This window comes from Pseudomonas sp. QE6 (assembly GCF_041379005.1).
GTDB lineage: Bacteria > Pseudomonadota > Gammaproteobacteria > Pseudomonadales > Pseudomonadaceae > Pseudomonas.
Map to the genome: position 1 here is coordinate 1,492,938 of NZ_CP166873.1, position 26,004 is coordinate 1,518,941.

Here is a 26,004-nt window from a genome sequence, read left to right on the forward strand (position 1 = left end):
CGAGTCAGTTTCGGATCAGGTTCATGATCAAGTGAATCATCAACTCTTTCTGTGATGGATCGCTTTGCGCCACCAGTAGCGCTATGGCAGCCAGCGCGTTGTCGTTGATCTTCAATTCACCATCTTGCTTCAGATGATGTTGGTTGCGCTGCAGGAACCAGATGAAGAGGAAGGCACCGATACGCTTGTTGCCGTCAGTGAAGGGATGATTCTTGATCACGAAATACAGCAGGTGAGCGGCCTGTTCCTCGATGCTTGGGTAAAGGAACTGGCCGTCGAAAGACTGCGTGACGTTGCCCAGTACGCCAAGGAAGCTGTCGTCCTTGGGGCGCCCGAAGAGCTCGCTCGCTTCGCTTCTGGCAAGCAGATCTGCCTTGAGCGCGGCGATAGCGCCATTCGCTTCGGAGGGCTCGATGGCATAGCGGATGTTCTCGTCGAAACCTTCGCTGGGTAGGCGTTCGCTGTCGAACTGGTTGAGCAGGACGAAAGTCCGGGCATAGCCGGCGATGACGGAAACCAGGCCCTTGGCTTCCGGAAGGCTGGCCTGATCGATGAGGTTTTCCTGGAATAGCGTCAGAGTGCGTTCCAGCTCTCGGATGCGGGCTTGCTGGGTGGTGAGACGTTGCTCGTTGAGTGCGTACCCTTTGACCAGGTAGTCCTTGAGTATCTGGTTGGCCCAGATACGGAAGTGGGTACCCTGACGGGAGTTCACCCGGTAGCCGACGGAAATGATGGCATCGAGGTTGTAGTGCTTGAGTTGGCGGCGCACTTTTCGAGTGCCTTCTTCGCGAACTACTAAGAAATCCTTAGTAGTTGCTGGCTCGTCCAGTTCGCCGTCTCGATAAATATTCTTCAGGTGAATCAGCACGTTTTCCGGAGTGGTGCCGAAAATCTCGCCCATTTGCCGTTGGGTGAGCCAGACGCTGTCACCCTCCAGGCGAACCTCGGTTTTTTTATCCCCATTGCCGGACTGATAAATGGCTATTGGGGTAGAAACTGTCGATTCGCTCACCGTTGGCCTCCCTGTCGCTCAACATAGTCGAGGGCGGTTCCTCGCCCTACGGCTCTTCCCGCTGCCACAACGCGTAGTTCACCGCCCCGGCCTTCTTCTCCCGGTGCAGCCGCCAGTTGGCCGGCAGGCCGAGACTGGACGGTGCGGCTTCGCTTTCGGTGTAGACCCAGGCGTCCTTGGCCAGCCAGCCGCGTTCTTCCAGCAGACTGCAGGCGTTCTGCAGCAGGTCCTGGTGGAAGGGCGGGTCGAGGAACACCAGGTCGAACGGGGCCGGCGGCTGACCTTCCAGGTAGCGCAGGGCGTCGGTCAGCAGGACCTGGCCGCTGTCGCACTGGAGGGTGCCGAGGTGGCCGCGCAGGGCGGCAGCGGCTTCCGCGTTGGTATCCAGCGCCAGGCCCGCGCTGGCGCCGCGCGACAGGGCTTCGAGGAACAGCGCGCCGCTGCCGGCGAAGGGGTCCAGCACGCGGGCGCCGGGGACGTAGGCGGCCAGCCAGTTGAACAGGGTCTCGCGCACGCGGTCCGGGGTCGGGCGCAGACCCGGGCCGTCGGGGAAGGCGAAACGCCGGCTGCGCCACTCGCCACCGATGATGCGCAGCTGGCCCTGGCCGCCGTGGGGACGTTGTGCGGCGCGCGGGGCGCCGCCGGGTCGTTTGCTCATCAGTGCTCCGGTACGCCGGCAGGTTGCGCGGCGGGCTTTTCGGTGGGCGGCGGCAGCGGCTTCTGCGGCACGGTCGGGCCGGTGGTGACGATGACGAAGGCGTCCGGGTCGAGGTGGCGGCGCATGGCCTGCTGCACCTGCTCGACGCTCAGTGCCTGCACCTGGCCGAGGAAGGTTTCCAGGTAGTCCAGCGGCAGGTTGTAGAAGCCGATGGCGCCCAGTTGGCCGACGATGTCGGCGTTGCTCGCGGTGGACAGCGGGAAGCTGCCGGCCAGTTCGCGCTTGGCGTCGTCCAGTTCCTTCTGTGTCGGGCCCTTGTCGAGGTAGTCGCGGACGATGTCCTGGACCAGCTTGAGAGTGCCCTCGCTCATCTCGGCGCGGGTCTGCAGGCCGATGGTGAAGGGCCCGCGCGACTGCATGCCGGTGAAGCCGGAGTAGACGCCGTAGGTCAGGCCGCGCTTCTCGCGTACCTGGTCCATCAGCCGGGAGCCGAAGCCGCCACCGCCGAGGATCTGGTTGCCCAGGTAGAGCGCGGCGTAGTCCGGGTCGTCACGGGTGATGCCCAGCTGCGCCAGCATCAGCTGGGTCTGCTTGGACGGGAACTCGATATGGGTGACGCCGGCCTTCGGCGTCTGCGGCTCGGCCGGGGCCGGCAGGGCAGGGCCCCTGGGCAACGACTGGGAGACGCGGTTGGCGATGCTCTCGGCCTGCTCGCGGGTCAGGTCGCCGACCAGCGCGATGACCACGTTGCCGGCGGCGTAGCCCTTCTGGTGGAAGGCGCGCAGCTGGGCGGTGGTGATCTTCGGGATCGACTTCTCGTTGCCGTCGCTGGAGTGGGCGTAAGGGTGATCGCCGTACAGCCGCTTGAACAGCTCGAGACCCGCCAGCTTGCCGGGGTTCTGCTTCTGGTACTCGAGGCCCGCCAGCACCTGGTTCTTGATGCGCACCAGAGCGTCCTCGGGAAAGGTCGGCTGACCGATCACCTGGTCGAACAGCGCCAGCGCGGCGTCGCGCTTGGCCGGCTCGCTCAGGCTGCGCAGGCTGGCCACCGCCATGTCGCGGTAGGAGCCGTTGCCGAAGTTGGCGCCCAGGTCGTCGAAGCCGGCGGCGATGGCACTGGTGTCCTTGCCGGGCACGCCTTCGTTGAGCATGGCGTTGGTCAGCATGGCCAGGCCGTAGGTGTCGCCATCCTGGCTGCTGCCGGCGGCGAAGGTCAGGCGCAGGTCGAACATCGGCAGCTCATGGGCTTCGACGAAGAGCACGCGGGCGCCTTCGGCGGTCTGCCATTGCTGGATGTTCAGCTTGCGGTGGCTGGGCGCCTTGCCGGCGGCTTCGGCGAGGGATTGCAAGCCGGTGGGCGTACTCGCCTCGGGCGCCGGCTTGGCGCCCCCGGTATTGGCGGCGGGGCGGGAAACGAACAGTACCAGTCCGGCGATCAGCAGGATGACGATCAGCCCGAGCAGGCCGTAGCGCAGGCCATTGCGTTCACTCATGGCTCGGCTCCTTGTCGGTGGCGACTTCCGGCAGGACCTGGGCGAGGGTCAGGCGGGAGCGGGTGAAATAGGTGCGGGCGGCTTTCTGGATGTCCTCGGCGGTGACCGCCTGCAGGGACTCCAGGTCCTGGTCGGCCAGCTTCCAGGACAGGCCGACGCTTTCCAGCTCGCCGATGGTGCTGGCCTGGCTGGCGATGGAGTCGCGCTCGTAGACCAGCCCGGCGATCACCTGGGCGCGCACGCGCTCCAGTTCTTCCTTGCTCGGTGGGGTTTTCTTCAGCTCTTCCAGCTGCTGCCAGAGGGCGGCCTCGACCTGGTCGAGGGTCTTGCCGGTCTGCACGTTGGGCGTCGCGGAGAGGAAGAACAGGCTGTCGCCACGGGCGAAGGCGTCGTAGGAGGCGGAGGCGCCGGTGACGATTTCCTCGCCACGCTCCAGGCGCGAGGCCAGGCGGGCGCTGTAGCCGCCGTCGAGGATCGCCGAGAGCAGGCGCAGGGCGTTGACCTCGCGCGGATTGTCGATGCTGCCCAGGCTCGGCACGTTGAAGCCCATGATCAGGCTCGGCAGCTGGGTGCGCACATGCAGCGTCAGACGGCGCTCGCCGGGTTCGGCCAGCTCCAGCGGCTTGCGCGCGGCAGGCAGGTCGCGCCTGGGAATTTCGCCGAAGTACTTCTGCGCGAGGGCTTTCACCTCGTCGCCGCTGACGTCGCCGACCACCACCAGGGTGGCGTTGTTCGGCGCGTACCAGGCCTGGTACCAGTGGCGCAGATCGTCGATGGTCATGCGCTGCAGGTCGGCCATCCAGCCGATGGTCGGCGTGCGGTAGCCGCTGGCAGGGTAGGCGGCGGCCTTGAAGCGCTCGAAGGCCAGCGAGTTGGGCTTGTCGTCGGTGCGCAGGCGGCGCTCCTCCTTGATCACCTCGATCTCGCTGTTGAACTGGTCGGCCGGCAGGGCGAGGTGAGCCATGCGGTCGGCTTCCAGCTCCAGCGCCACCGGCAGGCGGTCGCGGGCCAGCACCTGGTAATAGGCGGTGTAGTCGTCGGTGGTGAAGGCGTTCTCGTCCGCGCCGAGCTCGCGCAGCACCAGCGAGGCTTCGCCGGGGCCGAGCTTGCGGCTGCCCTTGAACATCATGTGTTCCAGGGCGTGGGACAGGCCGGTGAGGCCGGGCGTCTCGTAGCTGGAGCCGACCTTGTACCAGAGCTGGGAAACCACCACGGGGGCGCGATGGTCTTCGCGGACCACGACTTTCAGGCCGTTGTCCAGGGTGTATTCGTGGGTGGGCTGTGGGTCTGCGGCCATCGCCATCAGCGGCAGCAACAGGGAACCGAGCAGCAGGCCGGCGTGGCGGCGTGCAGGGGTTTTCATCGTCGAATGAACCTTTCGGGCTATCCGCAGGGTCTATGCAGGCTGGCGGCCAGCCTCTTAACCCCGGCGGGCGAGGAGATGCTAGGATACCCATCCGTTTTCCGGGCGGCCACGTTCAGGGCTTCTCAAAGCTGTTTCGAGGCTTTTTTGCTGCCTGCCTCCGTGGCGTCCCCTAGAGATTCGATCCCTACATGTTTGGTTCCAACGACGACAAGAAGGCCCCGCCCGCCGGGGAAAAGAAAGGACTGTTCAGCTGGTGGCGCAAAAAGCCGCAGGCCGAGGAACAACCCGCCGCCGAAGCCGCGCCGCAGGTTGAACAGCCTGTTGCCGCCGAACCGGTTCCCGCACCCGAGCAGGCGCCCGCCGCCCAGGCCGAGCCGGTAGCCCCGCGCGCCGAGCCGACGCCTGAACCGACCCCCGAACCGATAATCGACGTGGTGCCGGCCAGCGTGCCGGTCGAGCCGGTGCAGCCGGAGCCGCAGCCCGCTCCGCAACCGGTCGTCGCCGAGGCTCCGCAGCCGGCCGTCCAGCCGGTCGAGCCTGCGCCCGTCGCCGCGCCCGCCCAGCCCGTGGCCGTGGTTGAAGCCCCCGCCGTGATCGCACAGCCGGAGCCCGAGCCTGTCCCACAGCAGGGACCCGAGCTGCAGGCCAAGCCTGCCGCCGCCGAGCCGGCCAAGCTCGGCTTCTTCGCCCGCCTCAAGCAGGGCCTGTCGAAGACCAGCGCCAGCATCGGCGAGGGCATGGCCAGCCTGTTCCTGGGCAAGAAGGCCATCGACGACGACCTGCTGGACGAACTGGAAACCCGCCTGCTGACCGCCGATGTCGGCGTCGAGGCCACCACCGCCATCGTGCAGAACCTGACCAGGCGCGTGGCGCGCAAGGAACTGGCCGACAGCGAAGCGCTGTACAAGGCCCTGCAGGAAGAACTGACCGGCCTGCTGCGCCCCGTGGAACAGCCGCTGGCCATCGAGTCCGGCAAGCAGCCCTACGTGATCCTGGTCGTCGGCGTGAACGGCGTCGGCAAGACCACCACCATCGGCAAGCTGGCCAAGAAGCTGCAGCTGGAAGGCAAGAAAGTCATGCTGGCTGCCGGCGACACCTTCCGTGCCGCTGCCGTCGAGCAGCTGCAGGTGTGGGGCGAGCGCAACAACATCGCGGTGATCGCCCAGCACACCGGCGCCGATTCCGCCTCGGTGATCTTCGACGCCGTGCAGGCCGCCAAGGCCCGTGGCATTGACGTGCTGATCGCCGACACCGCCGGTCGCCTGCACACCAAGGACAATCTGATGGAAGAGCTGAAGAAGGTGCGCCGCGTGATCGGCAAACTGGACGAGACGGCTCCCCACGAAGTCCTGCTGGTGCTCGATGCCGGCACCGGGCAGAACGCCATCAACCAGGCCAAGCAGTTCAACAACGCGGTGGAGCTCACGGGCCTGGCCCTGACCAAACTGGACGGCACCGCCAAGGGCGGGGTGATCTTCGCCCTGGCCAAGCAGTTCGGCCTGCCGATCCGCTACATCGGCGTCGGCGAGGGGATCGACGATCTTCGAACCTTCGAGGCCGACGCCTTCGTCCGCGCACTCTTCGAGACCCGGGAGATCGCATGATCCGTTTCGAGCAGGTTGGCAAACGCTATCCCAACGGCCATGTTGGCCTGCACGAGATTTCGTTCCGCGTGCCCCGCGGCGAGATCATGTTCGTCACCGGCCACTCCGGCGCTGGCAAGAGCACCCTGCTGCGCCTGATCCTGGCGATGGAGCGACCCACCTCCGGCAAGCTGCTGCTCGGCGGGCAGGACGTGTCGCGCATCTCCACCGCGCAGATTCCGTTCCTGCGCCGGCAGATTGGCGTGGTGTTCCAGAACCACCAGCTGCTCAACGACCGCAGCGTGTTCGACAACGTTGCCCTGCCGATGCAGATCCTCGGCCTGCCCAAGCCGGAGATCGCCCGCCGCGTGGAAGAAGCGCTGGAACGGGTGAACCTCAAGGAGAAGGCCCAGGACCTGCCGTCCGACCTCTCCACCGGCCAGCAGCAGCGCGTCGGCATCGCCCGCGCGGTGGTGCACCGTCCGGCCCTGCTGCTCGCCGACGAACCCACCGGCAACCTCGACCCGCGCCTGGCCTCGGAAATCATGGCCGTATTCGAAGACATCAATCGCCTGGGCACCACCGTGCTGATCGCCAGCCACGACCTGGCGCTGATCGCGCGGATGCGTCACCGGATGATCACCCTGCAGCGCGGCCGCATCATCGCCGACCGCGAGGAGACCGCCTGATGAGCGCCAACGACCTGCCCCACGGCCCGGAAGAGGGCACGCCGCAGCGCAACACCCGCGAGCGCCCGGACGAGCACGAAAACCAGGACCAGAGCGCCTCGCTGGCCGCCTATGTGGAAAACCACCGCGCCAGCCTGGCCGACAGCCTGCACCGCCTGTTCAGCCATCCCTTCGGCAGTTTCTTCACCTGCCTGGTGATGGGCATTACCCTCAGCCTGCCCATGGGCCTGTCGCTGCTGCTGGGCAACGTCGAGCGTCTGGGCGGCTCCTGGCAGCGCGCCGCGCAGATTTCCCTGTTCCTCGATTTGAAGGCCACTGACAGCCAGGGCCAGGACCTGCGCGAACAGATCGAGAAAATGCCCGACGTGATCGAGGCGCAGCTGATCAGCCGCGACGATGCGCTGAAAGAGCTGCAGGAACAGTCCGGCCTGGGTGAGGCTCTGAAGGAGCTGCCCGACAACCCGCTGCCGGCGGTGATCTCGGTGACTCCCAAGCAGATCGACAAGGCCCAGCTGGATGCCTTGCGTCAACGCCTGTCCGAACTGCCGGGCGTACAACAGGCACAGCTGGACCTGGTCTGGGTTGAACGGCTGTCGGCGATCCTCAAGCTGGGCGACCGCTTCGTCTTCGGCCTGACGATCCTGCTGGTGCTGACCCTGCTCCTGGTCATCGGCAACACCATCCGCCTGCACATTGAAAACCGCCGTAACGAAATCGAGGTGATCAAGCTGGTCGGCGGGACGGACGGTTACGTGCGCCGCCCCTTCCTCTATATGGGCGCCTTGTACGGCCTGGGCGCGGGCATCCTGTCCTGGGCGCTGCTGGCCTTCGGCCTGAACTGGCTAAACGACGCGGTGGTCAACCTGGCCGGGCTCTACGGCAGCGACTTCGGCCTGGCCGGGGTGCCGGTGGACGATGGCCTGTCGCTCACCGTCGGCGCCGTGCTGCTGGGCTGGATTGGCGCCTGGCTGGCCGTGGCGCGCCACCTGCGCGAGCTGGCGCCGCGCTGAAACCCCCTGATTTTGCTGGGGTTAAGCGGGTGTAAAGGAACTTTTACACCCGCTTGCAGTCAGATTTCGCAGTGCTACACTGCGCGAGTTTCGTGAATCGGAGGATTCGCATGACCACTTCTCTGCAACCTGTTTATGCCCTGGCTCCCGGTGCGAACCTGGAAGCCTACGTGCACTCGGTGAACAGCATTCCGCTGTTGTCGCCGGAGCAGGAGCGCGAACTGGCCGAACGCCTCTTCTATCAGCAAGATCTGGAAGCGGCACGGCAAATGGTTCTGGCGCACCTGCGCTTCGTCGTGCACATCGCCCGGAGTTATTCCGGGTACGGCCTGGCCCAGGCCGATCTGATCCAGGAAGGCAACGTCGGCCTGATGAAGGCCGTGAAGCGCTTCAACCCGGAAATGGGTGTGCGCCTGGTGTCGTTCGCCGTCCATTGGATCAAGGCGGAAATCCATGAGTTCATCCTGCGCAACTGGCGGATCGTGAAAGTCGCGACCACCAAGGCGCAGCGCAAGCTGTTCTTCAACCTGCGCAGCCAGAAGAAGCGTCTGGCCTGGCTGAGCAACGACGAAGTGAACAGCGTCGCCGAAAGCCTGGGTGTCGAGGCCCGCGAAGTCCGCGAGATGGAGAGCCGTCTCACCGGGCAGGACATGGCCTTCGACCCGGCGGCCGATGCCGACGACGAAAGTGCCTACCAGTCTCCGGCGCATTACCTGGAAGACCATCGCTACGACCCGGCGCGCCAGCTGGAGGAAGCGGACTGGAGCGACAGCTCCACCGCCAGCCTGCACGAGGCGCTGGAAGGCCTGGACGAGCGCAGCCGCGACATCCTCTACCAGCGCTGGCTGGCCGAGGAGAAGGCGACGCTGCACGACCTGGCGGCCAAGTACAACGTGTCCGCCGAGCGCATCCGGCAGTTGGAAAAGAACGCGATGAACAAACTCAAGGGTCGCATCGAAGCCTGACCGGCTTCGGCGCGCCCGGCGAGTCCGAGAACCGCACCCCTGGTGCGGTTTTTTTCTGCCCGCGCAACCGGAGAGCTCCATGCCGCGCATTCGCCCCGCCTACGGCCTGTTCTTCCTGGTCATCGCCGTGCTGGCCTTCGCCCTGGGCTCCTGGGTCGCCCGCACTTCGGCGCCGCCCAAGCCGCCGCACTGGTTCGGCGAGTGGAAGGACGGGGTGTTCGAGCCGCTGGCCGATGGCCGCCTGACCCTGGGCGTGGTCCAGGCTCGGCTGCCGGGCGAACTCTGGCTGATCGCCAGCCAGGACGGGCCGCAACTGTCCTACCGTGGCCAGTTGCACACCGATGAAGGTCTCTGGCAGGTCGAGGCGGAGTTGCAGCTGAGCACGTCTGAACAGGACAGCCTGGCCAAGGCCACCGGTGTTCATCCCGGCAGCAAGGACCTGCCGTTGAGTGCCGGGCTGATGCATCAGCTGGAAGGCAAGTCGGTGGCGGAATTGGCGCTGGCGCCGCAGGAAGAACTGGCCGTCGGCCGTCTGGCGGCCAGCCTGGGCGATCCCAGGCTGCGCCTGCAGACCGATGCGGGCGAAGCCTGGGTCTACCCCGAGCGGGGCCTGACCTTGCTGCACAAGGATGGTCTGCTGCAATGGCTGCGTGTGGTGCCGCGCAACACCTTCGAGAAGACCCGGCCGCATTGAGTCGCTGGACTGGGGAGTCCCGCGCCGGCGGGGGTTACAGCCGGCCGAGGTAGTCGCTGCCGCCCAATTGCCACATCTGCTGGCGGATCCAGGCGGCGCGCTGGCGCACGTAGGCGCCGGGGTGACTGGCGCTCCATTTGCGCGGGTTGGGCAGCACGGCGGCCAGCAGGCTGGCCTGCTGTTGCGACAGGCGCTTGGCATCGACCCCGAAGTGATGCTGCGCGGCGGCCTGTGCACCGAACACCCCGGAATCCCACTCCACGCTGTTCAGGTAGACCTCGAGAATCCGCTGCTTGGACCAGAAGGTCTCGATCAGCAGGGTGAACCAGGCCTCGAATCCCTTGCGAACCCAGCTGCGACCGGACCAGAGGAAGACGTTCTTCGCCACCTGCTGGCTGATGGTGCTGGCGCCGCGCACGCTGCCGCCGTGCCCGTTATGGGCCAGCGCCTGCTGGATCGCCGGCAGGTCGAAGCCATGGTGTTCGGCGAATTTCTGGTCCTCGCCGGCGATCACCGCGATCTTCAGGCTCTCCGGCAGTTCGTCCCAGGAGCGCCAACTGCGCTGCAGGTCGATCGGCTGCCCGTCGAACCAGGATTCGATCTTGCGCTCGACCATGACCATGGTGCCCGGCGGCGGCACCCAGCGCAGGACGATGACCAGCGCCACGCTGACAGCGACGAACCAGAGCGCGAACTTGAACAGGCGGCGGAGCAGCTTGGGCATTCGAGACTTTGCCGGGGCGGATGAGCGGGCCATTATAGCGGCACTCATCTGTCTGGAGCTTTCGCATGCTGCGCATCTTCCTCATGCTCGCCGCCTTTTTCGGCTTCACCGGCGTGGCCCTTGGCGCCTTTGCCGCCCACGGCCTGAAGAACCGTCTTACCCCGGAGTACCTGGCGGTGTTCCAGACCGGCGTGCACTACCAGATGCTGCATGCCCTGGCCCTGCTGGGCGTGGCGCTGCTCTCGGTGCAGGTCGGCGGGGCGCTGGTGAAATGGGCCGGCTGGGCCTTCGTCACCGGCATCCTGCTGTTCTCCGGCAGCCTCTACCTGCTGACCCTGGCGGGCCTGAGCGTGGGCATCGTCACCCCGATCGGCGGCCTGTTCTTCCTCATCGGCTGGGCCCTGCTGTTCGCCACGGCCGCGCGCCTGGGCTGACCCGGACGTCAGAAAAACGGGGCTGCGACGCCCGATACCTTGGTCATCGGGCGCGATCGGGCTAGAATGCCGACCCCCTCCAGCAATGACCGTCCCGCCCATGCGTATTTTGTTGAACGGCGAATCTTTCGAGCTGCCCGACGGCCAGACCGTCGCCAACCTGCTCGAGCGTCTCGACCTCACCGGCAAGCGTGTCGCGGTCGAGCTCAATCTGGACATCGTGCCGCGCAGCCAGCACGCCGCCACCGCCCTGAGCGAAGGCGACCAGGTGGAAGTGGTGCATGCCATCGGCGGCGGCTAGAGTCCGCCGCCACATCTTTCAGGCCCCGCAAAGCTTTCCCAATTCCTGAGGAGTGATCCGATGAGCCAAGCTTCCTCCACCCCGCCGGTCGACAAGCCCTTCACCCTGGCTGGCCGCACCTACAATTCGCGCCTGCTGGTCGGCACCGGCAAGTACAAGGACCTCGAAGAGACCCGCGTGGCCATCGAGGCCTCGGGCGCCGAGATCGTCACCGTGGCCGTGCGCCGCACCAACATCGGCCAGAACCCGGGCGAGCCCAACCTGCTGGACGTGATCCCGCCGGATCGCTACACCATCCTGCCGAACACCGCCGGCTGCTACGACGCCGTCGAGGCCGTGCGCACCTGCCGCCTGGCCCGCGAGCTGCTGGATGGCCACAATCTGGTCAAGCTGGAAGTCCTGGCCGACCAGAAGACCCTCTTCCCCAACGTCGTCGAGACCCTCAAGGCCGCCGAAGTGCTGGTCAAGGACGGCTTCGACGTCATGGTGTACACCAGCGACGACCCGATCATCGCCCGCCAGCTGGCCGAGATCGGCTGCATCGCGGTGATGCCGCTGGCCGGCCTGATCGGCTCGGGCCTGGGCATCTGCAACCCCTACAACCTGCGCATCATCCTCGAGGAAGCCACCGTCCCGGTGCTGGTGGATGCCGGCGTGGGTACCGCCTCCGACGCCACCATCGCCATGGAGCTGGGCTGCGAGGCCGTGCTGATGAACACCGCCATCGCCCACGCGCAGAACCCGGTGATGATGGCCGAGGCCATGAAGCACGCCATCGTCGCCGGTCGCCTGGCCTACCTGGCCGGCCGCATGCCGCGCAAGCTGTATGCCAGCGCGTCGTCGCCGATGACCGGCCTGATCAACTAAGTATTTCCACCCCAGCGCGCGGGCCGGTTTGCCTCTGGTAACCGGCCCGCGTGTGCATTTACCCGCAAGGTTCGAGTCATGAGTGAATCCTTCGAAAACCAGCCCGATGGCGAAAACCGGCCGATGCGCACCATCAAGAGCTTCGTGATGCGCGCCGGGCGCATGACCGAGGGCCAGCAGCGCGGCCTCGAGCAGGGCTGGCCGAAGTACGGCCTGGAGCTGGCCGACGGTCTGCGGGACTTCGACCAGGTGTTCGGGCGCCAGGCGCTGCGCACCTTCGAGATCGGTTTCGGCATGGGCCACGCCACCCTGGAAATGGCCGCCGCCGCGCCGGACCAGGACTTCATCGGCGTGGAGGTGCACCGTCCGGGCGTGGGCGCATTGCTCAACGGCATGCTCACGCAGAACCTGACCAACATCCGCGTCTACAGCTGCGACGCGCTGGAAGTGCTGCGCGATTGCGTGGCCGATGCCAGTCTCGACCGCGTGCTGCTGTTCTTCCCCGATCCGTGGCACAAATCGCGTCACCACAAGCGCCGTATCGTCCAGCCGGCCTGGGCGGAACTGGTGCGGCAGAAGCTCAAGGTAGGTGGCGTGCTGCACATGGCCACCGACTGGGAAAACTATGCCGAGCACATGCTGGAAGTGATGAATGCCGCACCCGGCTACCGCAACCTTTCGGCGGATAATACCTACGTACCGCGCCCGGACGAGCGGCCGGTGACCAAGTTCGAACGCCGCGGCGAACGCCTCGGCCATGGCGTCTGGGACCTCAAGTTCGAGCGCGTCGACTGAACCACCCGAAGGCCTGCCAAGCAGGCCTTTTTCATGGATGAACATCGACTAGACCGGGACCACCCGGCGGCCGGGAAGGCCACCCTCACCTCCTGACAGAAGCGGCACCCGCCGCGGACGAAAATAAGAGTGGCGGACAGGAGTCCGTCGCAAAGGAGTCTGCTGTGTTGAAGAAACTTGCTGTACTGCTGGTGGCAGGGGTGTGGGCCCTGCCGACGCAGGCGAAAGTCGACGCTGCCGAGGCGGCGCGACTGGGCCGCGACCTGACGCCGATGGGGGCGGAGAAGGCCGGCAACGCCAGCGGCACCATCCCGGCCTGGACGGGCGGCATCACCACGCCGCCGGCGGGTTACCAGCCCGGCGCCCACCATATCGATCCCTATGCCGGCGACGCCGTGCAGTACAAGGTCGACAGCAAGAATCTGGCGCAGTACCAGGCGCTGCTCACCCCGGGCACCCAGGCGCTGCTGCAGGAGAACCCGGATTACTACCTGCGCGTTTTCCCCAGCCGCCGCAGCGCATCCTTGCCCCAGCGCATCTATGACGCCACCCGCTTCAACGCCGAGAACGCCGAGCTGATCGCCGACGGCAATGGTGTGCAGGGCGCCGCCGCCGGCGTGCCCTTCCCGATCCCGAAGAGCGGCCTGGAAGCGATCTGGAACCACATCATGCGTTACCGTGGCGAGCAGATTCACATGGTCACCAACCAGGCCGCCGTGCTCGCCAACGGCAGCTACAACCTGCTCAAGCTCGGCCGCGACGTGTACTTCAACTACGGCCGCGAGGGCATGACCCCGCAGGACCTGAACAACACCCTGTTCTACTACAAGTACAACGTGGTCGCCCCGGCCAAGCTGGCCGGCTCCGCGCTGGTGGTGCAGGAGACCCTCGACCAGGTGCTGTCGATCCGCAAGGCCTGGCGCTTCAGTCGTGGCGAGCGCCGCGTACGCCGTCTGCCGAGCCTGGCCTACGACAGCCTGCAACCGGACACCAATGGCCTGGCCACTGCCGACACCGTGGACGTCTACAACGGTGCGCCGGATCACTACGAGTGGCAGCTGCTGGGCAAGCGCGAGATGCTGGTGCCCTACAACAGCTACGCGGTGCACCAGAAGGGCATTCCCTATGCCGACATCCTGCGCACCAAGACCCTCAACCCCGAGCTGCTGCGCTACGAGCCGCACCGGGTCTGGGTGGTCGAGGCGACCCTGCGCAAGGGCATGAGCCATCCGTTCGCCAAGCGCCGTTTCTACCTGGACGAGGACAGCTGGCAGATCCTCGCCTCCGACATCTACAACCAGGACGGCAAGCTGATCCGCGCCCAGGAAGTGCACCCGATCAACTACTACGATGTGCCCACGGTGCTCAGCACCCTGGAGGCGCTGTATGACCTGGATGGCGCGCGCTACTTCGTCGACGGCCTGGACAACAACGAGCCGATGTACGACTTCAACGCCCCGCTGGGGCCGCGCGACTTCACCCCGCAGGCGCTGCGCCGCGAGGGTAATTGACGCAAGCAGAGGCCGCCGTGAGGCGGCCTTTGTCTATCCGCGTGACGTGGGTGGGCAGAGCTGTAGGAGCGGGGGGGCGCCCAGTCCTTGCTCGCGAACGTACCATCCGGCTGCATCAGCGTTGAGGCGGTTCGCGAGCAAGCTCGCTCCTACAAAAGCCCATGCCCCCGCTGATGTCCGAGCGCGTCACTCGATCAACTCTGCCCCCAATACCGTGGTCTCCGGCATGCGCATTGGCGCTGGGCTGATCTGCAGGTACTTGATGCTGGTGCGCGGAATGATCAGCAGGTCGCCATCCACCTCGATGCTGATGGCCGGCGACTCCATCTGCTTGCGGATGCCGCGGGCCACTTCGGCGGGGTCGTCGCTCTGCTGCGGGAAGCGCAGCGCCAGGCGCTGGCCGTCGGTGAAGTGCAGGTAGAGGTGCTTGATCGGTTTCATGTGTCCTCCGGCGGTGGGGCCAACCGCCGGAGGCACGCAGGTCAGCTGCGGTCGGCGATCATGCCAATCACGAAGAACACTAGCAGCAGGATCGGCGCCAGGGTGTAGTTGTTGAAGTAACCCAGCCCCTTGGCCAGCCAGGGGGTGACGAAGACCATCGCCAGGCCGTAGCCCACGGCGCAGATCAGCACGAACAGCAGGGTGCGGAAGACGAAGTTCAGGCTGCCGATACGCTGCTGAATCCAGGCGTTGATCGCCGGGCCGAACAGCACCAGCACGGTGGCCATGATCGCCAGGGCGATGTCGGACAAATGGCCACGGCACCAGCGGGAGACGGTGGCAATCAGGTCGAGCGCGAAGTCCATTGGGGCTCCTTGGGATCGAGAGTCGCCGGGGAGTGTACACGGCGGGCGACGATGGCGTCGCCCGGCCATGCTCGCGTTAAAAGCTCAAGGCAGGAAGCGCTGCAGCAGGTCATTGAGGAATAGCTGGCCGCGTTCGGTCGGGGCCAGGCGCTGCGGGTCGTCGACCAGCAGGCCGTCCTTGCGTGCCTGCCGGCAGGCTTCGTCGATGGCGGCCAATGGCAGGCCGGTGCGCTCGGTGAAGGTCGCCGCGGAGACGCCGTCGGTCAGGCGCAGGGCGTTCATCATGAATTCGAAGGGCAGGTCGTCCGCCTCCAGCTCGCGTTCGCCGGCCTGGAAGGGCTTCTCCGGATTCAGGTAGTCCTTCGGCAGGCGGGTCTTCCAGGTGCGCAGGATGCGCCCCTCGGGCGTGCTCAGCTTGGCGTGGGCGCCGGCGCCGATGCCGAGGAAGTCGCCGAAGGTCCAGTAGTTCAGGTTGTGCCGCGCGCGCTTGCCGCCACGGGCGTAGGCGGAGGTTTCGTACTGCAGGTAGCCCGCCTGCCCGAGCAGGGCCTGGCCGGCTTCCTGGATTTCCCACAGCTGGTCGTCCTCGGGCAACTCCGGCGGCTGGCTCCAGAACACCGTGTTCGGCTCCATGGTCAGCTGGTACCAGGACAGGTGCGTCGGTGCCAGGGCGATGGCTTGCTTCAGGTCGCTCAGCGCATCGGCGACGCTCTGTTCCGGCAGGCCGTGCATCAGGTCCAGGTTGAAGTTGTCGAAGCCGGCGCGGCGGGCCATTTCGGCGGCGCGCACGGCTTCCTCGCCGTCATGGATGCGGCCCAATGCCTTGAGCTTTTCGGCCTGGAAACTCTGCACGCCGATGGACAGGCGATTGATGCCGAGCTTGCGGTAATCGGCGAACTTGGCCTGCTCGAAGGTGCCCGGGTTGGCTTCCAGGGTGATCTCGATGTCGTCCTCGAAACCGACCTGCTTCTCCAGGCCTTCGAGGATGCGGCCCAGCGCCTGGGCGGAGAACAGGCTCGGCGTGCCGCCGCCGAAGAAGATCGAGGTCAGCTTGCGGCCGTGCACGTGCGCGCGGTCGGCGGCGAGGTCGGCCAGCAGCGCCTCGACATAGGCGTCTTCCGGCAGCTCCGGCCCGGCGGCGTGGGAGTTGAAGTCGCAATAGGGGCATTTGCGCACGCACCAGGGAATGTGTACGTACGCGGACAGCGGCGGCAGGCGGAAACCGGAAACCACCGGCCCGGCGTCGAGCCCGTGGCTTCCTGCCTGGCTCATAGACCCAGCCGCTGCTTCAGCAGGGCCATCGCGCGGGCGCGGTGGCTGAGCTGGTTCTTCTGTTCGGGGGGCAGTTCGGCACTGGAGCATTCGGCTTCCGGCACCCAGAACAGCGGGTCGTAGCCGAAGCCGTGCTCGCCGCGGGCTTCGCGCAGGATGCTGCCGTGCCAGAGGCCTTCGCAGAGGATCGGCAGCGGGTCGTCGGCATGGCGGACCAGGGCCAGCACGCTGACGAACTGGGCGCCGCGTTCTTCGTCCGGCACGTCTTTCATGGCGTCGAGCAGCTTGGCGTTGTTCGCCGCGTCGCCCTTGCCGTCGGCATAGCGCGCGGAATAGATGCCCGGCGCGCCGCCGAGGAAGTCCACCGCAAGACCCGAGTCGTCGGCCAGCGCCGGCAGGCCGGAGATGCGTGCGGCGTTGCGGGCCTTGAGGATGGCGTTCTCGACGAAGGACAGGCCGGTTTCTTCCGGTTCCACATCACTGAACTCGCCGATCGAGCGCACCTTCACGTGGGCGCCGAGCATGGCCTGGAGTTCCTTGAGCTTGCCGGCGTTGTGACTGGCCAGCACCAGTTGTTCGAGCTTGATCATTCGTCGGGGAAGATTTCCTGCATGAAGTCGAAGCTCTGCGGAGCTCCGCCTCCGGACTGGACCTGGATGGTGAAGGTCAGGGTCTCGCGGCCTTCGATGGGGAACTGCGCCAGGTTGTAGACGGCGCCTTCCTCGACCACGCGCTTGAAGGTCAGGGGGATTTCCTGGCCCATCAGATTCTTGGCGCTGCCGGCGACCGTGGCGTTGGCCGGCTTGCCGTTGGCGTCCAGCGGCACGATGTTGACCACGCCCTGGGCCTTGCTGCGCACCACGCCCACGGCCTGCGCGACCTTGGGCTGGAGGAAGCTGGAGTTGAACACGCTGTAGTGGACCTGGAGGTCACCCAGGCGTTTGACCTGCTCGGCGACGGCGGGCAGGGCCAAGACCAGGCAGGCGATGAAGGTAAGCAGGCGGCGCATGATAGTTCTCCTGGGGGCGATCAGATGGCGATGCGATGGTCCTGCACGCCAGGGCCACTGACCCGGTAGATACCGATCTCACCCAACAGATTAGGCCAGATTCGCGAGGCCCAGCCATGCTGGTGCTCGCGGTCCACCGCCAGATGGTCGAGAACCTTCACCTGCAGCTGCCGGCACAGGGCCTCGAAGTCGCGGAAGGTGCAGAAGTGAATGTTCGGCGTGTTGTACCAAGTGTACGGAAGGAAGTCCGACACCGGCATGCGACCGTTGCGCGCGAGGTACCAGCGGCAGCGCCAGTGGCCGAAGTTGGGGAAGGTGATGATGCACGTCTTGCCCACCCGCAGCATTTCCGCCAGCACCTTGTCCGGGTAGCGCAGGGCTTGCAGGGACTGGGTCATCACGACCACGTCGAAGCTGTTGCTGCCGAAGTTGCCCAGGCCCTTGTCCAGGTCCTGTTCGATGACGTTGACGCCACGCTCGATGCATTTGGCGATCTTTTCGGCGTCGATTTCCAGCCCGTAGCCGCTGACCTGCTTGTGGTCACGCAGCCAGGCGAGCAATTCGCCATCGCCGCAGCCCAGGTCGAGTACCCGGCTGCCGGCGGGGATCCAGTCTTGGATGATGTCCAGGTCGGCGCGCATGGCGTTCCTTCTTATACGCTGATGCGGTTCATGTAACCGCTGAAGGCTTGCAGGTAGCGGGGAATCGGCATCAGGAAGGCGTCGTGGCCTTGCGGTGCGTCGATTTCCAGGTAGCTGACGTTCTTCTTCGCCGCCAGCAGGGCGTCGACGATTTCCCGCGAGCGCGCCGGGGAGAAGCGCCAGTCGGTGGTGAAGGACATCAGGCAGAAGTCCGCTTTCACTCCGGCCAGGGTTCGCGCCAGGTCGTCGCCATGGGCGGCGGCGGGGTCGAAGTAGTCCAGCGCCTTGGTCATCAGCAGGTAGGTATTGGCGTCGAAGCGGGTGGAAAATTCCTCGCCCTGGTAGCGCAGGTAGCTTTCCACCTGGAACTCGACGCTGTGCAGATCGTAGTTGAGCTTCTCCGACTTCATGTCGCGGCCGAACTTGGCGCCCATGGCGTCATCGGAGAGGTAGGTGATGTGCCCGACCATCCGCGCCAGGCTCAGGCCGCGGCGGGGGATCGCGTCATGCTCCTGGAAATGGCCGCCGAAGAACTCGGGGTCCGAGAGGATCGCCTGGCGCGCCACTTCGTTGAAGGCGATGTTCTGCGCCGACAGCTTGGGCGCGCTGGCGATGCACAGGCAGTGACGCACTCGCTCGGGGTAGCTGATGGTCCATTGCAGGGCCTGCATGCCGCCCAGGCTGCCGCCGATCACCGCCGCCCACTGGGCGATGCCCAGACGATCGGCCAGGCGGGCCTGGCTGTGTACCCAGTCTTCCACGGTAACCACCGGGAAATCCGCGCCATAGACCTTGCCAGTGGCCGGGTTGAGGCTGGTCGGCCCGGTGGAACCGTTGCAGCCGCCCAGGTTGTTCAGCGCGACGACGAAGAACTTGCGGGTGTCGATGGGCTTGCCGGGGCCGATGCAGCTGTCCCACCAGCCGGGCTTGCGGTCTTCGCTGCTGTGGTAGCCAGCGGCGTGATGGTGGCCGGACAGCGCGTGACAGATCAGCACGGCGTTGCTCGCCGTGGCGTTCAGCTCGCCATAGGTCTCGATCACCAGCTGGTATTCGGGCAGTGTCTTGCCGCAGGCCAGGGGCAGCGGCTCATTGAACTGCAACGTCTGGGGGGAGACCAGACCGACGGAATCTTCGGGGAAGACTGTTGGCATCGACCCAGCTCATGAATAAAAAAGGAGAGCCAGTCTAAAGAGCGCCGCCCCCAGCGGCAAGCGCTGGGGGCGGGGTTCAGGCGCGCTGCGAACCGGGCAGTGTGACGACCTTGGCCTGGCGGTGCAGCGGCGAGGGGCGACGCAGCTGGCGGAGGATGTCGGAGGCCTCGGCGAGCTGCTTTTCCAGCTCGTCGGTATAGCGCCCCAGCAGCAGCGAGCGCTGCCGTGCCTGCTGGGTTTCCTGGGCCAGCGCCTTGAGCCGCAGCATGTGGGTTTCCAGCAACTGCTTGTGCTCCAGGCTGTACTGCATCAGTGGCATCAGCGCATCGGTGGCCCACTGCTCGGCCTCCTCGCGCAGGCGCAGGTGCAGGCCGATGACTTCCTGGGCCACGGTGGCAAAGAAGCGCCGGGTGAGGGTGCGCTGCTCGGTGAGCAGGGTCTTCAGGTGCAGGCGGAAGCGGTCGGCCTTGTCCTGCAGCTTGGCCAGCTCGCGCAGGTAACGCTCGACGCTGAACTGCGGGGCGTCCAGGGCATTGAGCGGGTTTTCCTGATTGTGCCGCTGGTAGATGGCCGCGACCATGCGGTTGGCGGTCTCCGCCTCATGGTGCAGGCCGACCAGGTCCCCCTGCACAGTGTGGAAGAACTGCAGGATCGCCTGGTTGATGCCCACTGTGGTCCAGCTCCCGCGCAGCTTCTGGTGAACCCGCTTCAGGTGCAGCTCCAGGCGCTCGGGGTGCAGCGCCTCGCGCAGTTGCTCGCCCTGGTGGCGCAGCAGGCGCTGGTTGGTCTTCAGGTTGAGCAGGCGCTTGTGGTGCTGGCTGTGGTCTTCCTTGGTCCTGGCGGTCAGCTCGAACAGCAACTGACCGCTGTCGTGCTGCTGGCTGTCGAGCAGTGCGTGCTGCTCCTTCACCTTCTCCAGGCGCACGCGCAGGGTGTGCTGGGTGTTATGCGCCAGGGACAATACCTGGCCGACCACGGCGCTTTCGAGCAGGCGCTCCTTCTGTGTGACGATGCGTTCGCAGAGCAGGTCCTCCAGGCTTTCCATCTGGCTGCGGGCCAGCAGCTCGCGGTCGCCGCGGACCTTGGCCAGCAGCGCCTGCTTGGCCGAGAGCGGCAGCACGTCGTTGCGGGCGATGCCCAGCTGGCGCGCGGTGGCTTCCTGGATCTGGCGGATGGCGCCCTGCACGAAGCTTTCGCCGGCCAGGTCGTCCCACAGCACGTCGACCTTGTTCAGCACCGCGTAGAGCGTGGTGTGGCTGTCCTCGCTCAGCTGGCGGATATGGTTCTCCCAGATCGCCATGTCGGAAGCGGTGACGCCGGTGTCGGCGGCCAGCAGGAACAGGATCGACTGGGCGGCGGGCAGCATGGACAGGGTGAGTTCGGGCTCGCTGCCCAGGGCGTTCAGGCCCGGGGTGTCGAGGATGCGCAGCCCCTGGCGCAGCAGCGGGTGGTCGAAGTTGACCAGCGCGTGGCGCCAGGCCGGCACCAGCACCATGCCGGGCTTGTCGGTGGTTTCCAGCAGGTCCGGGTGGAAGCCCAGCTGGATCGCCTGCTCCACCGGCAGCGGTTTGGTCTTGGCGACCTGGGCGAAGGCTTCGGCCATGTTCGCCGGGTCCGAGGTGTCCAGCGGAATGTTCACCCAGTGCCGGGGAATGCGCTTGAACTGCGCGACACTGGCATCGGCCACGCGGGTCTCGATCGGCAGCAGGCGGATGTAGGGGCGCTCCGAGCGCGGGTCGAAGAACAGCTCGGTGGGGCACATGGTGGTGCGCCCGGCGTGGGACGGCAGCATGCGCCGGCCGTAGCCGGCGAAGAACAGGCTGTTGATCAGCTCGGTCTTGCCGCGCGAATACTCGCCGACGAAGGCCAGGGTGATGTGGTCGATGCGCAGCAGGCGCAGGGTGCGTTCGAGGCGGCTCTCGATGTCCGGCGTGTTCAGCCGGCAACGCTCCAGCAGGCTGCGATAACGGGTGATCTCCCGGACCAGCTCCCGCTTCCAGGTAACGTAGGCATCGATCTGCTGGCTGAGACGCTCCATGCTCATTCAGGCGTTTCCTTAGGCTGGCGCGTCCGGCGCGGGGATGAATACCCCGGATTATGCGATGGCGCGAAGTAGCGTCAATTGGCCTTCATCACAATACCGCGCGTAAGGTCGGCCAAGGCTACCGAGCGGTAATCCCCAGCTCTTCCGGGAGCTTCGACGGCTTGGGGATGCGCACGCGCTTCTGCCGATTCAGCTCGCCGCTTTCCAGTTTCACCTGGCTCTTGGGCACGCCGAAGGCCTTGCCGAGGAAGGCCAGCAGGTGGGCGTTGGCCTTGCCTTCCACGGGCGGAGCGGTGAGGCGGATTTTCAGGCGCTCACCGTGCAACCCGGCGAACTCGTCACGGCTCGCCTTGGGTTGCAGGTGGCAGTCGAGGATCAGGTCCTCGCCGTCCCAGTGGTAGAAACTCATCTGTCTTGCGAACTCTCGGAGCTCGCCGGGGCTGGCGAGCTCCTCTGCCAATTACATGAACGGGCTGAGGATCTGCGGCATCCCGGTCATGGCCGCCAGGTTGCCGATCACCAGCATGTCGATCAGCTTCAGCGCGATGAAGGCGAAGATCGGCGAGATATCCAGGCCGCCGAGGTTCGGCAGCAGCTTGCGGAAGGGCGCCAGGAAGGGCTCGCAGATCTGGTTCACCAGCTGGGCGCCGGGGTTGTAGCTGCCCGGGGCGACCCAGGAGAGGATCACACTGATGATCAGGGCGAAGAAGAACACCTTGAGGAACAGCGAGGTCACCGCGATCACCGACCACACCAGCAGCTGCAGGATGTAGCCGCCGACGCCGTAGCCCATCAGGGTCAGGGTGACGATCATCAGCACCAGCTGGACCAGGATGGCCAGCACCAGCGAGGCGAAGTCGACGCCGCCGAAGCCGGGGATGATGCGGCGCAGCGGGTTCAGCAGCGGCTTGGTGGCGCGCACGATGAACTGGCTGAGCGGGTTGTAGAAGTCGGCGCGCACCAGTTGCAGGATGAAGCGCAGCAGGACGATCAGCAGGTACAGGCTGCCGAGGGTCTGGATGACGTAGATGGCGGCGGTGGAAAGACCGGTCATTGAGGGCTCCTTGTCATTGACCCAGTTGTTCGGCCAGCTCGGCGGAGCGATGGTCGGCGGCGCCTACCGCCTTCTCTACCAGCGCTTCGAAACCGTTGGCCTGGAAAGTCTTGATGGCGGCTTCGGTGGTGCCATTGGGCGAGGTCACGCGGCGGCGCAGTTCGGCCGGGTCGACATCGCTGGTGGTGGCCATCTGCGCGGCGCCCAGGGCGGTCTGGCGGGCCAGCTGGCCGGCGACCTCGCGGGACAGGCCGAGTTTCTCGCCGGCGGCGGTCATGGCTTCCATAAGAAGGAAGAAGTAGGCCGGGCCGCTGCCGGAGACGGCGGTGACCGCGTCGATCTGCTTCTCCGCGTCCAGCCACAGGGCGATGCCGACGGCACTCAGCAGCTTCTGCGCCTGCTCGCGCTGGGCGGCGCTGACGCTGGCGTTGGCGTACAGGCCGCTGGCGCCCAGGCCGACCAGTGCCGGGGTGTTGGGCATGCAGCGGACGATGGCGCGCGGCTGGCCGTCCACCGGGCCCAGCCAGCGTTCGAGGCTGGCGCAGGGGATGCCGGCGGCGATGGAGACGATCAGGGCGTTGCCCGAAAGCGCCGGCGCTAGGGCCTGGCAGACGTCCTTCATGACTTGCGGCTTGACCGCCAGGACCACCACGTCGGCGCCGGCTACGGCGCTGGCGTTGTCGGCAACGACCTCGATGCCGTGCTCGGCGGCGATCTTCGCGCGCTGCTCGGCGCCCGGATCGCTGGCGCGGATGTGGCTGGCTTCGACGCCCTTGGCGCGCAGGCCGCCGATGAGACTGGCGGCCATGTTGCCGGCGCCGATGAAGGCAATGCGGGTGCTGCTCATTTAGTCTCTTCCTTTATTCAGTGCGAAGCGCCGTAGTCGCGGGCGCCGAACAGGGCGGTACCGATCCGCACCCAGGTGGCGCCTTCGTCGATGGCGGCTTCGAGATCGTGGCTCATGCCCATGGACAGGCTGTCCAGGCCGAGGTTCAGGGCGTGCATCGCCTCGCGCAGGCGGGCGAATGCAGCGTGCTGTGCGGCAACATCTTCGGTCGGTTCGGGAATCGCCATCAGGCCGCGCAGCCTGAGGTTGGGCAACTGTGCCACCGCCTGGGCGAGGGCGGGCAGTTCCTCGGGGGAGCAGCCGGACTTGCTGTCCTCGCCGCTGACGTTCACCTGCAGCAGCACGTTCAGTGGCGGCAGGTGCGCCGGACGCTGTTCGGACAGGCGCTGGGCGATCTTCAGGCGGTCCACCGAGTGTACCCACTGGAAGTGCTCGGCGATCGGCCGGGTCTTGTTGGACTGGATCGGACCGATGAAGTGCCAGGTCAGCGCCAGGTCGGCCAGCTCCGTCTGCTTGGCCAGCGCTTCCTGCAGGTAGTTCTCGCCGAAATCGGCCAATCCGCAGGCGAATGCCTCGCGGATATCGCCGGCCGGTTTGGTCTTGCTGACCGCCAGCAGGCGCACCGTGTCCGGGGCACGCCCACAAGCTTGCGCCGCCTCACGGATGCGTGCGCGAACCTTTGCAATATTCTCTGCTATCGTGGACATTACCGTCGCTTTTCCGCCCGGCTGCTGCGAGTTCTGCGGCATTCTACCTGCTTGCTCTTGATTGGGGAGTCCCATGGATATTACCGAGTTGCTCGCCTTCAGCGCCAAGCAGGGCGCTTCGGACCTGCACCTCTCGGCCGGTCTGCCGCCGATGATCCGCGTCGATGGCGATGTTCGCCGGATCAACCTGCCGCCCCTGGAGCACAAGCAGGTCCATGCGCTGATCTACGACATCATGAACGACAAGCAGCGCAAGGATTACGAAGAATTCCTGGAGACCGACTTCTCCTTCGAAGTCCCCGGGGTCGCCCGTTTCCGGGTCAACGCCTTCAACCAGAACCGTGGCGCCGGCGCCGTGTTCCGTACCATTCCCTCCAAGGTACTCACGATGGAGGACCTGGGCATGGGAGAAGTGTTCAAACGTGTTTCCGACGTGCCGCGGGGCCTGGTGCTGGTGACCGGCCCGACCGGTTCGGGCAAGTCCACCTCGCTGGCGGCGATGCTCGACTACCTGAACAACACCAAGTACAGCCACATCCTCACCGTCGAAGACCCGATCGAATTCGTCCACGAGTCGAAGAAGTGCCTGGTCAACCAGCGCGAGGTGCACCGCGACACCCTCGGCTTCAACGAGGCGCTGCGCTCGGCCCTGCGTGAGGACCCGGACATCATCCTGGTGGGCGAGATGCGCGACCTGGAGACCATCCGCCTGGCGCTGACCGCCGCGGAAACCGGTCACCTGGTGTTCGGCACCCTGCACACCACCTCCGCGGCCAAGACCATCGACCGTATCGTCGACGTGTTCCCCGCCGAGGAAAAGTCTATGGTCCGTTCCATGCTCTCCGAATCGCTGCAGGCGGTGATCTCCCAGACCCTGCTGAAGAAGATCGGCGGCGGCCGTGTCGCGGCCCACGAGATCATGATCGGCACCCCGGCGATCCGTAACCTGATCCGCGAGGACAAGGTCGCGCAGATGTACTCGGCAATCCAGACCGGTGGCGCGATCGGCATGCAGACCCTGGACATGTGCTTGAAGGGCCTGGTCGCCAAGGGTCTGGTGACCCGCGAGGCGGCCAAGGAGAAGGCCAAGATTCCGGAAAACTTCTAACCCCACCGGGCCGCTCCCCGGCCCGGCGCACGGAGCGCGCCACACGCACTCGCTCCGTGATTCGACAGCCTTGTCGCAGTCAGCGTGAACCTTCGCGAGAACGATCATGGAATTCGAGAAGCTGTTGCGCCTCATGGTGGAAAAGGGTGCCTCCGACCTCTTCATCACGGCGGGCGTGCCGCCTTCGATGAAGGTCAACGGCAAGGTGCTGCCGGTGACCAAGACCGCGCTGTCGCCGGAGCAGACCCGCGAGACCGTGCTCTCGGTGATGAACGAGCAGCAGCGCCGCGAGTTCGCCGAGAACCACGAGTGCAACTTCGCCATCAGCGCCCGCGGCGTCGGCCGCTTCCGCGTCAGCGCCTTCTACCAGCGCAACCTGGTGGGCATGGTGCTGCGCCGCATCGAGACCAACATCCCGACCTTCGAGGACCTCAAGCTGCCGGAAGTCCTCAAGAAGCTGGCGATGACCAAGCGCGGCCTGGTGATCTTCGTCGGCGCCACCGGTACCGGCAAGTCCACCTCGCTGGCGGCGATGATCGGCTACCGCAACAAGAACTCCACCGGCCACATCATCTCCATCGAAGACCCGATCGAATACATCCACCAGCACCAGGGCTGCATCGTCACCCAGCGCGAGGTGGGGCTGGATACCGATTCCTTCGAGGTGGCCCTGAAGAACACCCTGCGCCAGGCGCCGGACGTGATCATGATCGGCGAGGTGCGCTCGCGCGAGACCATGGACCACGCGGTGGCCTTCGCCGAAACCGGCCACCTGTGCCTGGCGACCCTGCACGCCAACAACGCCAACCAGGCGCTGGAGCGGATCATCCACTTCTTCCCGGCCGACCGGCACGGCCAGGTGTGGATGGACCTGTCGCTCAACCTCAAGGCCATCGTCGCCCAGCAACTGGTACCGACCCCTGACGGCAAGGGCCGCCGCGCGGTGATCGAGGTGCTGCTGAACACCCCGCTGGCCGCCGACCTGATCCGCAAGGGCGAAGTGCACGAGCTCAAGCCGCTGATGAAGCGCTCCACCGAGCAGGGCATGCAGACCTTCGACCAGGCGCTGTACCAGCTCTACAGCCAGGGCGAGATCACCTACGAAGATGCGCTGGCCTACGCCGACTCGGCCAACGACCTGCGCCTGATGATCAAGCTGGGCTCGGAAACCGACGCCGATCATCTCTCCACCATGACCCAGGGGCTGACCCTGGAAATGAGCGACGACGACCCCAACCGCCGTTTCCGCTGATCCTGCTTTCC

General features: G+C 66.0%; 29 protein-coding genes. 12 read left to right on the forward strand and 17 right to left on the reverse strand.

All coding sequences use genetic code 11. The features are described from left to right. Positions 1–4: 4 nt before the first annotated feature. From rhuM to ACAW63_RS06765, 4 genes are read right to left on the reverse strand one after another with little or no spacing between them, the layout of a single operon-like run. Positions 5–1,012 carry a RhuM family protein gene (gene rhuM / locus ACAW63_RS06750; RefSeq protein ID WP_371232579.1) on the reverse strand — a complete coding sequence of 336 codons (1,008 nt, stop codon included), beginning with the start codon at positions 1,010–1,012 and terminating at the stop codon, positions 5–7. A 46-nt stretch (positions 1,013–1,058) separates the two neighbouring features. After that, positions 1,059–1,670, reverse strand: a complete 612-nt coding sequence (rsmD, locus tag ACAW63_RS06755) for a 16S rRNA (guanine(966)-N(2))-methyltransferase RsmD (RefSeq protein ID WP_371232580.1) — start codon at positions 1,668–1,670, stop codon at positions 1,059–1,061. After that, entirely contained in the window at positions 1,670–3,163 is a 1,494-nt protein-coding gene (locus tag ACAW63_RS06760) for a M16 family metallopeptidase (protein WP_371232582.1), read from the reverse strand. The genes rsmD and ACAW63_RS06760 overlap by 1 nt, the downstream gene beginning before the upstream one ends. After that, the gene (locus ACAW63_RS06765; protein WP_371232583.1) at positions 3,156–4,526 is read right to left on the reverse strand and encodes a M16 family metallopeptidase; all 1,371 of its coding nucleotides are present in this window, start codon (positions 4,524–4,526) and stop codon (positions 3,156–3,158) included. Before ACAW63_RS06765 ends, ACAW63_RS06760 begins: the two co-directional genes overlap by 8 nt. 191 nt (positions 4,527–4,717) lie before the next feature. On the opposite strand from ACAW63_RS06765, the gene ftsY reads away from it, so the two are divergent. The 5 genes from ftsY (at position 4,718) to ACAW63_RS06790 (ending at position 9,470) form a co-directional block, all read left to right on the forward strand. Beyond that, positions 4,718–6,133 carry a signal recognition particle-docking protein FtsY gene (gene ftsY, locus ACAW63_RS06770; protein WP_371232584.1) on the forward strand — a complete coding sequence of 472 codons (1,416 nt, stop codon included), beginning with the start codon at positions 4,718–4,720 and terminating at the stop codon, positions 6,131–6,133. Beyond that, positions 6,130–6,801, forward strand: a complete 672-nt coding sequence (ftsE, locus tag ACAW63_RS06775) for a cell division ATP-binding protein FtsE (protein WP_275609777.1) — start codon at positions 6,130–6,132, stop codon at positions 6,799–6,801. The genes ftsY and ftsE overlap by 4 nt, the downstream gene beginning before the upstream one ends. Further along, positions 6,801–7,811, forward strand: a complete 1,011-nt coding sequence (gene ftsX / locus ACAW63_RS06780) for a permease-like cell division protein FtsX (RefSeq protein ID WP_275609778.1) — start codon at positions 6,801–6,803, stop codon at positions 7,809–7,811. The genes ftsE and ftsX overlap by 1 nt, the downstream gene beginning before the upstream one ends. A 110-nt stretch (positions 7,812–7,921) precedes the next feature. After that, on the forward strand, positions 7,922–8,776 hold the full coding sequence (rpoH, locus tag ACAW63_RS06785) for an RNA polymerase sigma factor RpoH (protein ID WP_371232586.1): 855 nt from the start codon (positions 7,922–7,924) through the stop codon (positions 8,774–8,776). A 79-nt stretch (positions 8,777–8,855) separates the two neighbouring features. Then, entirely contained in the window at positions 8,856–9,470 is a 615-nt protein-coding gene (locus ACAW63_RS06790; RefSeq protein WP_371232588.1) for a hypothetical protein, read from the forward strand. A 34-nt stretch (positions 9,471–9,504) separates the two neighbouring features. Here ACAW63_RS06790 and mtgA read toward each other — a convergent pair whose 3' ends face one another. Then, complete coding sequence (gene mtgA / locus ACAW63_RS06795; protein WP_371232590.1) at positions 9,505–10,227, reverse strand: monofunctional biosynthetic peptidoglycan transglycosylase; 723 nt, start codon at positions 10,225–10,227, stop codon at positions 9,505–9,507. A gap of 32 nt (positions 10,228–10,259) precedes the next feature. Between mtgA and ACAW63_RS06800 the strand changes: the two genes are divergently transcribed. The 5 genes from ACAW63_RS06800 (at position 10,260) to ACAW63_RS06820 (ending at position 14,102) form a co-directional block, all read left to right on the forward strand. Beyond that, positions 10,260–10,628 (forward strand): DUF423 domain-containing protein, encoded by a 369-nt coding sequence (locus tag ACAW63_RS06800; RefSeq protein ID WP_371232592.1) that lies wholly within the window; start codon positions 10,260–10,262, stop codon positions 10,626–10,628. Between the two features lie 100 nt (positions 10,629–10,728). Then, on the forward strand, positions 10,729–10,929 hold the full coding sequence (thiS, locus tag ACAW63_RS06805) for a sulfur carrier protein ThiS (protein WP_275609782.1): 201 nt from the start codon (positions 10,729–10,731) through the stop codon (positions 10,927–10,929). A 60-nt stretch (positions 10,930–10,989) separates the two neighbouring features. Further along, complete coding sequence (locus ACAW63_RS06810; RefSeq protein WP_371232594.1) at positions 10,990–11,796, forward strand: thiazole synthase; 807 nt, start codon at positions 10,990–10,992, stop codon at positions 11,794–11,796. A 123-nt stretch (positions 11,797–11,919) separates the two neighbouring features. Continuing rightward, positions 11,920–12,591: a tRNA (guanosine(46)-N7)-methyltransferase TrmB gene (gene trmB, locus ACAW63_RS06815; RefSeq protein WP_275611867.1), complete on the forward strand. Its 672-nt coding sequence runs from the start codon at positions 11,920–11,922 to the stop codon at positions 12,589–12,591. A gap of 164 nt (positions 12,592–12,755) precedes the next feature. Next, a complete protein-coding gene (locus tag ACAW63_RS06820; protein ID WP_371232596.1) occupies positions 12,756–14,102 on the forward strand; it encodes a DUF1329 domain-containing protein in 1,347 nt (448 codons plus the stop codon). 186 nt (positions 14,103–14,288) lie between these two features. Here the strand turns inward: ACAW63_RS06820 and ACAW63_RS06825 are convergent, their stop codons facing one another. The 12 genes from ACAW63_RS06825 to ACAW63_RS06880 form a co-directional block, all read right to left on the reverse strand. After that, a complete protein-coding gene (locus ACAW63_RS06825) occupies positions 14,289–14,543 on the reverse strand; it encodes a hypothetical protein (RefSeq protein WP_275609784.1) in 255 nt (84 codons plus the stop codon). 41 nt (positions 14,544–14,584) lie between these two features. Continuing rightward, positions 14,585–14,908, reverse strand: coding sequence for a DUF3392 domain-containing protein (locus ACAW63_RS06830; RefSeq protein ID WP_371232598.1), 324 nt, complete (start codon positions 14,906–14,908; stop codon positions 14,585–14,587). Between the two features lie 84 nt (positions 14,909–14,992). Further along, entirely contained in the window at positions 14,993–16,180 is a 1,188-nt protein-coding gene (gene hemW, locus ACAW63_RS06835; RefSeq protein WP_371232600.1) for a radical SAM family heme chaperone HemW, read from the reverse strand. Then, positions 16,177–16,770, reverse strand: a complete 594-nt coding sequence (rdgB, locus tag ACAW63_RS06840; protein WP_371232602.1) for an RdgB/HAM1 family non-canonical purine NTP pyrophosphatase — start codon at positions 16,768–16,770, stop codon at positions 16,177–16,179. The genes hemW and rdgB overlap by 4 nt, the downstream gene beginning before the upstream one ends. After that, positions 16,767–17,189: a DUF4426 domain-containing protein gene (locus ACAW63_RS06845; RefSeq protein WP_371232604.1), complete on the reverse strand. Its 423-nt coding sequence runs from the start codon at positions 17,187–17,189 to the stop codon at positions 16,767–16,769. Before ACAW63_RS06845 ends, rdgB begins: the two co-directional genes overlap by 4 nt. 20 nt (positions 17,190–17,209) lie before the next feature. Further along, positions 17,210–17,830, reverse strand: coding sequence for a methionine biosynthesis protein MetW (gene metW, locus ACAW63_RS06850; RefSeq protein ID WP_371232606.1), 621 nt, complete (start codon positions 17,828–17,830; stop codon positions 17,210–17,212). 11 nt (positions 17,831–17,841) lie between these two features. Beyond that, positions 17,842–18,981 carry a homoserine O-acetyltransferase gene (locus ACAW63_RS06855; RefSeq protein ID WP_343578258.1) on the reverse strand — a complete coding sequence of 380 codons (1,140 nt, stop codon included), beginning with the start codon at positions 18,979–18,981 and terminating at the stop codon, positions 17,842–17,844. 76 nt (positions 18,982–19,057) lie between these two features. Next, positions 19,058–21,025 (reverse strand): dynamin family protein, encoded by a 1,968-nt coding sequence (locus ACAW63_RS06860; RefSeq protein ID WP_371232608.1) that lies wholly within the window; start codon positions 21,023–21,025, stop codon positions 19,058–19,060. A gap of 118 nt (positions 21,026–21,143) precedes the next feature. Continuing rightward, the gene (locus ACAW63_RS06865; protein ID WP_371232610.1) at positions 21,144–21,434 is read right to left on the reverse strand and encodes a DUF167 domain-containing protein; all 291 of its coding nucleotides are present in this window, start codon (positions 21,432–21,434) and stop codon (positions 21,144–21,146) included. Between the two features lie 51 nt (positions 21,435–21,485). Beyond that, entirely contained in the window at positions 21,486–22,079 is a 594-nt protein-coding gene (locus ACAW63_RS06870; protein ID WP_275609792.1) for a YggT family protein, read from the reverse strand. 13 nt (positions 22,080–22,092) lie between these two features. Next, on the reverse strand, positions 22,093–22,926 hold the full coding sequence (gene proC / locus ACAW63_RS06875; RefSeq protein ID WP_371232613.1) for a pyrroline-5-carboxylate reductase: 834 nt from the start codon (positions 22,924–22,926) through the stop codon (positions 22,093–22,095). Between the two features lie 17 nt (positions 22,927–22,943). Further along, complete coding sequence (locus ACAW63_RS06880) at positions 22,944–23,633, reverse strand: YggS family pyridoxal phosphate-dependent enzyme (RefSeq protein ID WP_371232614.1); 690 nt, start codon at positions 23,631–23,633, stop codon at positions 22,944–22,946. A 73-nt stretch (positions 23,634–23,706) separates the two neighbouring features. On the opposite strand from ACAW63_RS06880, the gene pilT reads away from it, so the two are divergent. Both pilT and pilU read left to right on the forward strand, forming a co-directional pair. Continuing rightward, entirely contained in the window at positions 23,707–24,741 is a 1,035-nt protein-coding gene (pilT, locus tag ACAW63_RS06885; RefSeq protein WP_151189058.1) for a type IV pilus twitching motility protein PilT, read from the forward strand. Positions 24,742–24,847: 106 nt separating this feature from the next. Further along, positions 24,848–25,993: a type IV pilus ATPase PilU gene (pilU, locus tag ACAW63_RS06890; RefSeq protein ID WP_371232617.1), complete on the forward strand. Its 1,146-nt coding sequence runs from the start codon at positions 24,848–24,850 to the stop codon at positions 25,991–25,993. Positions 25,994–26,004 lie beyond the last annotated feature (11 nt).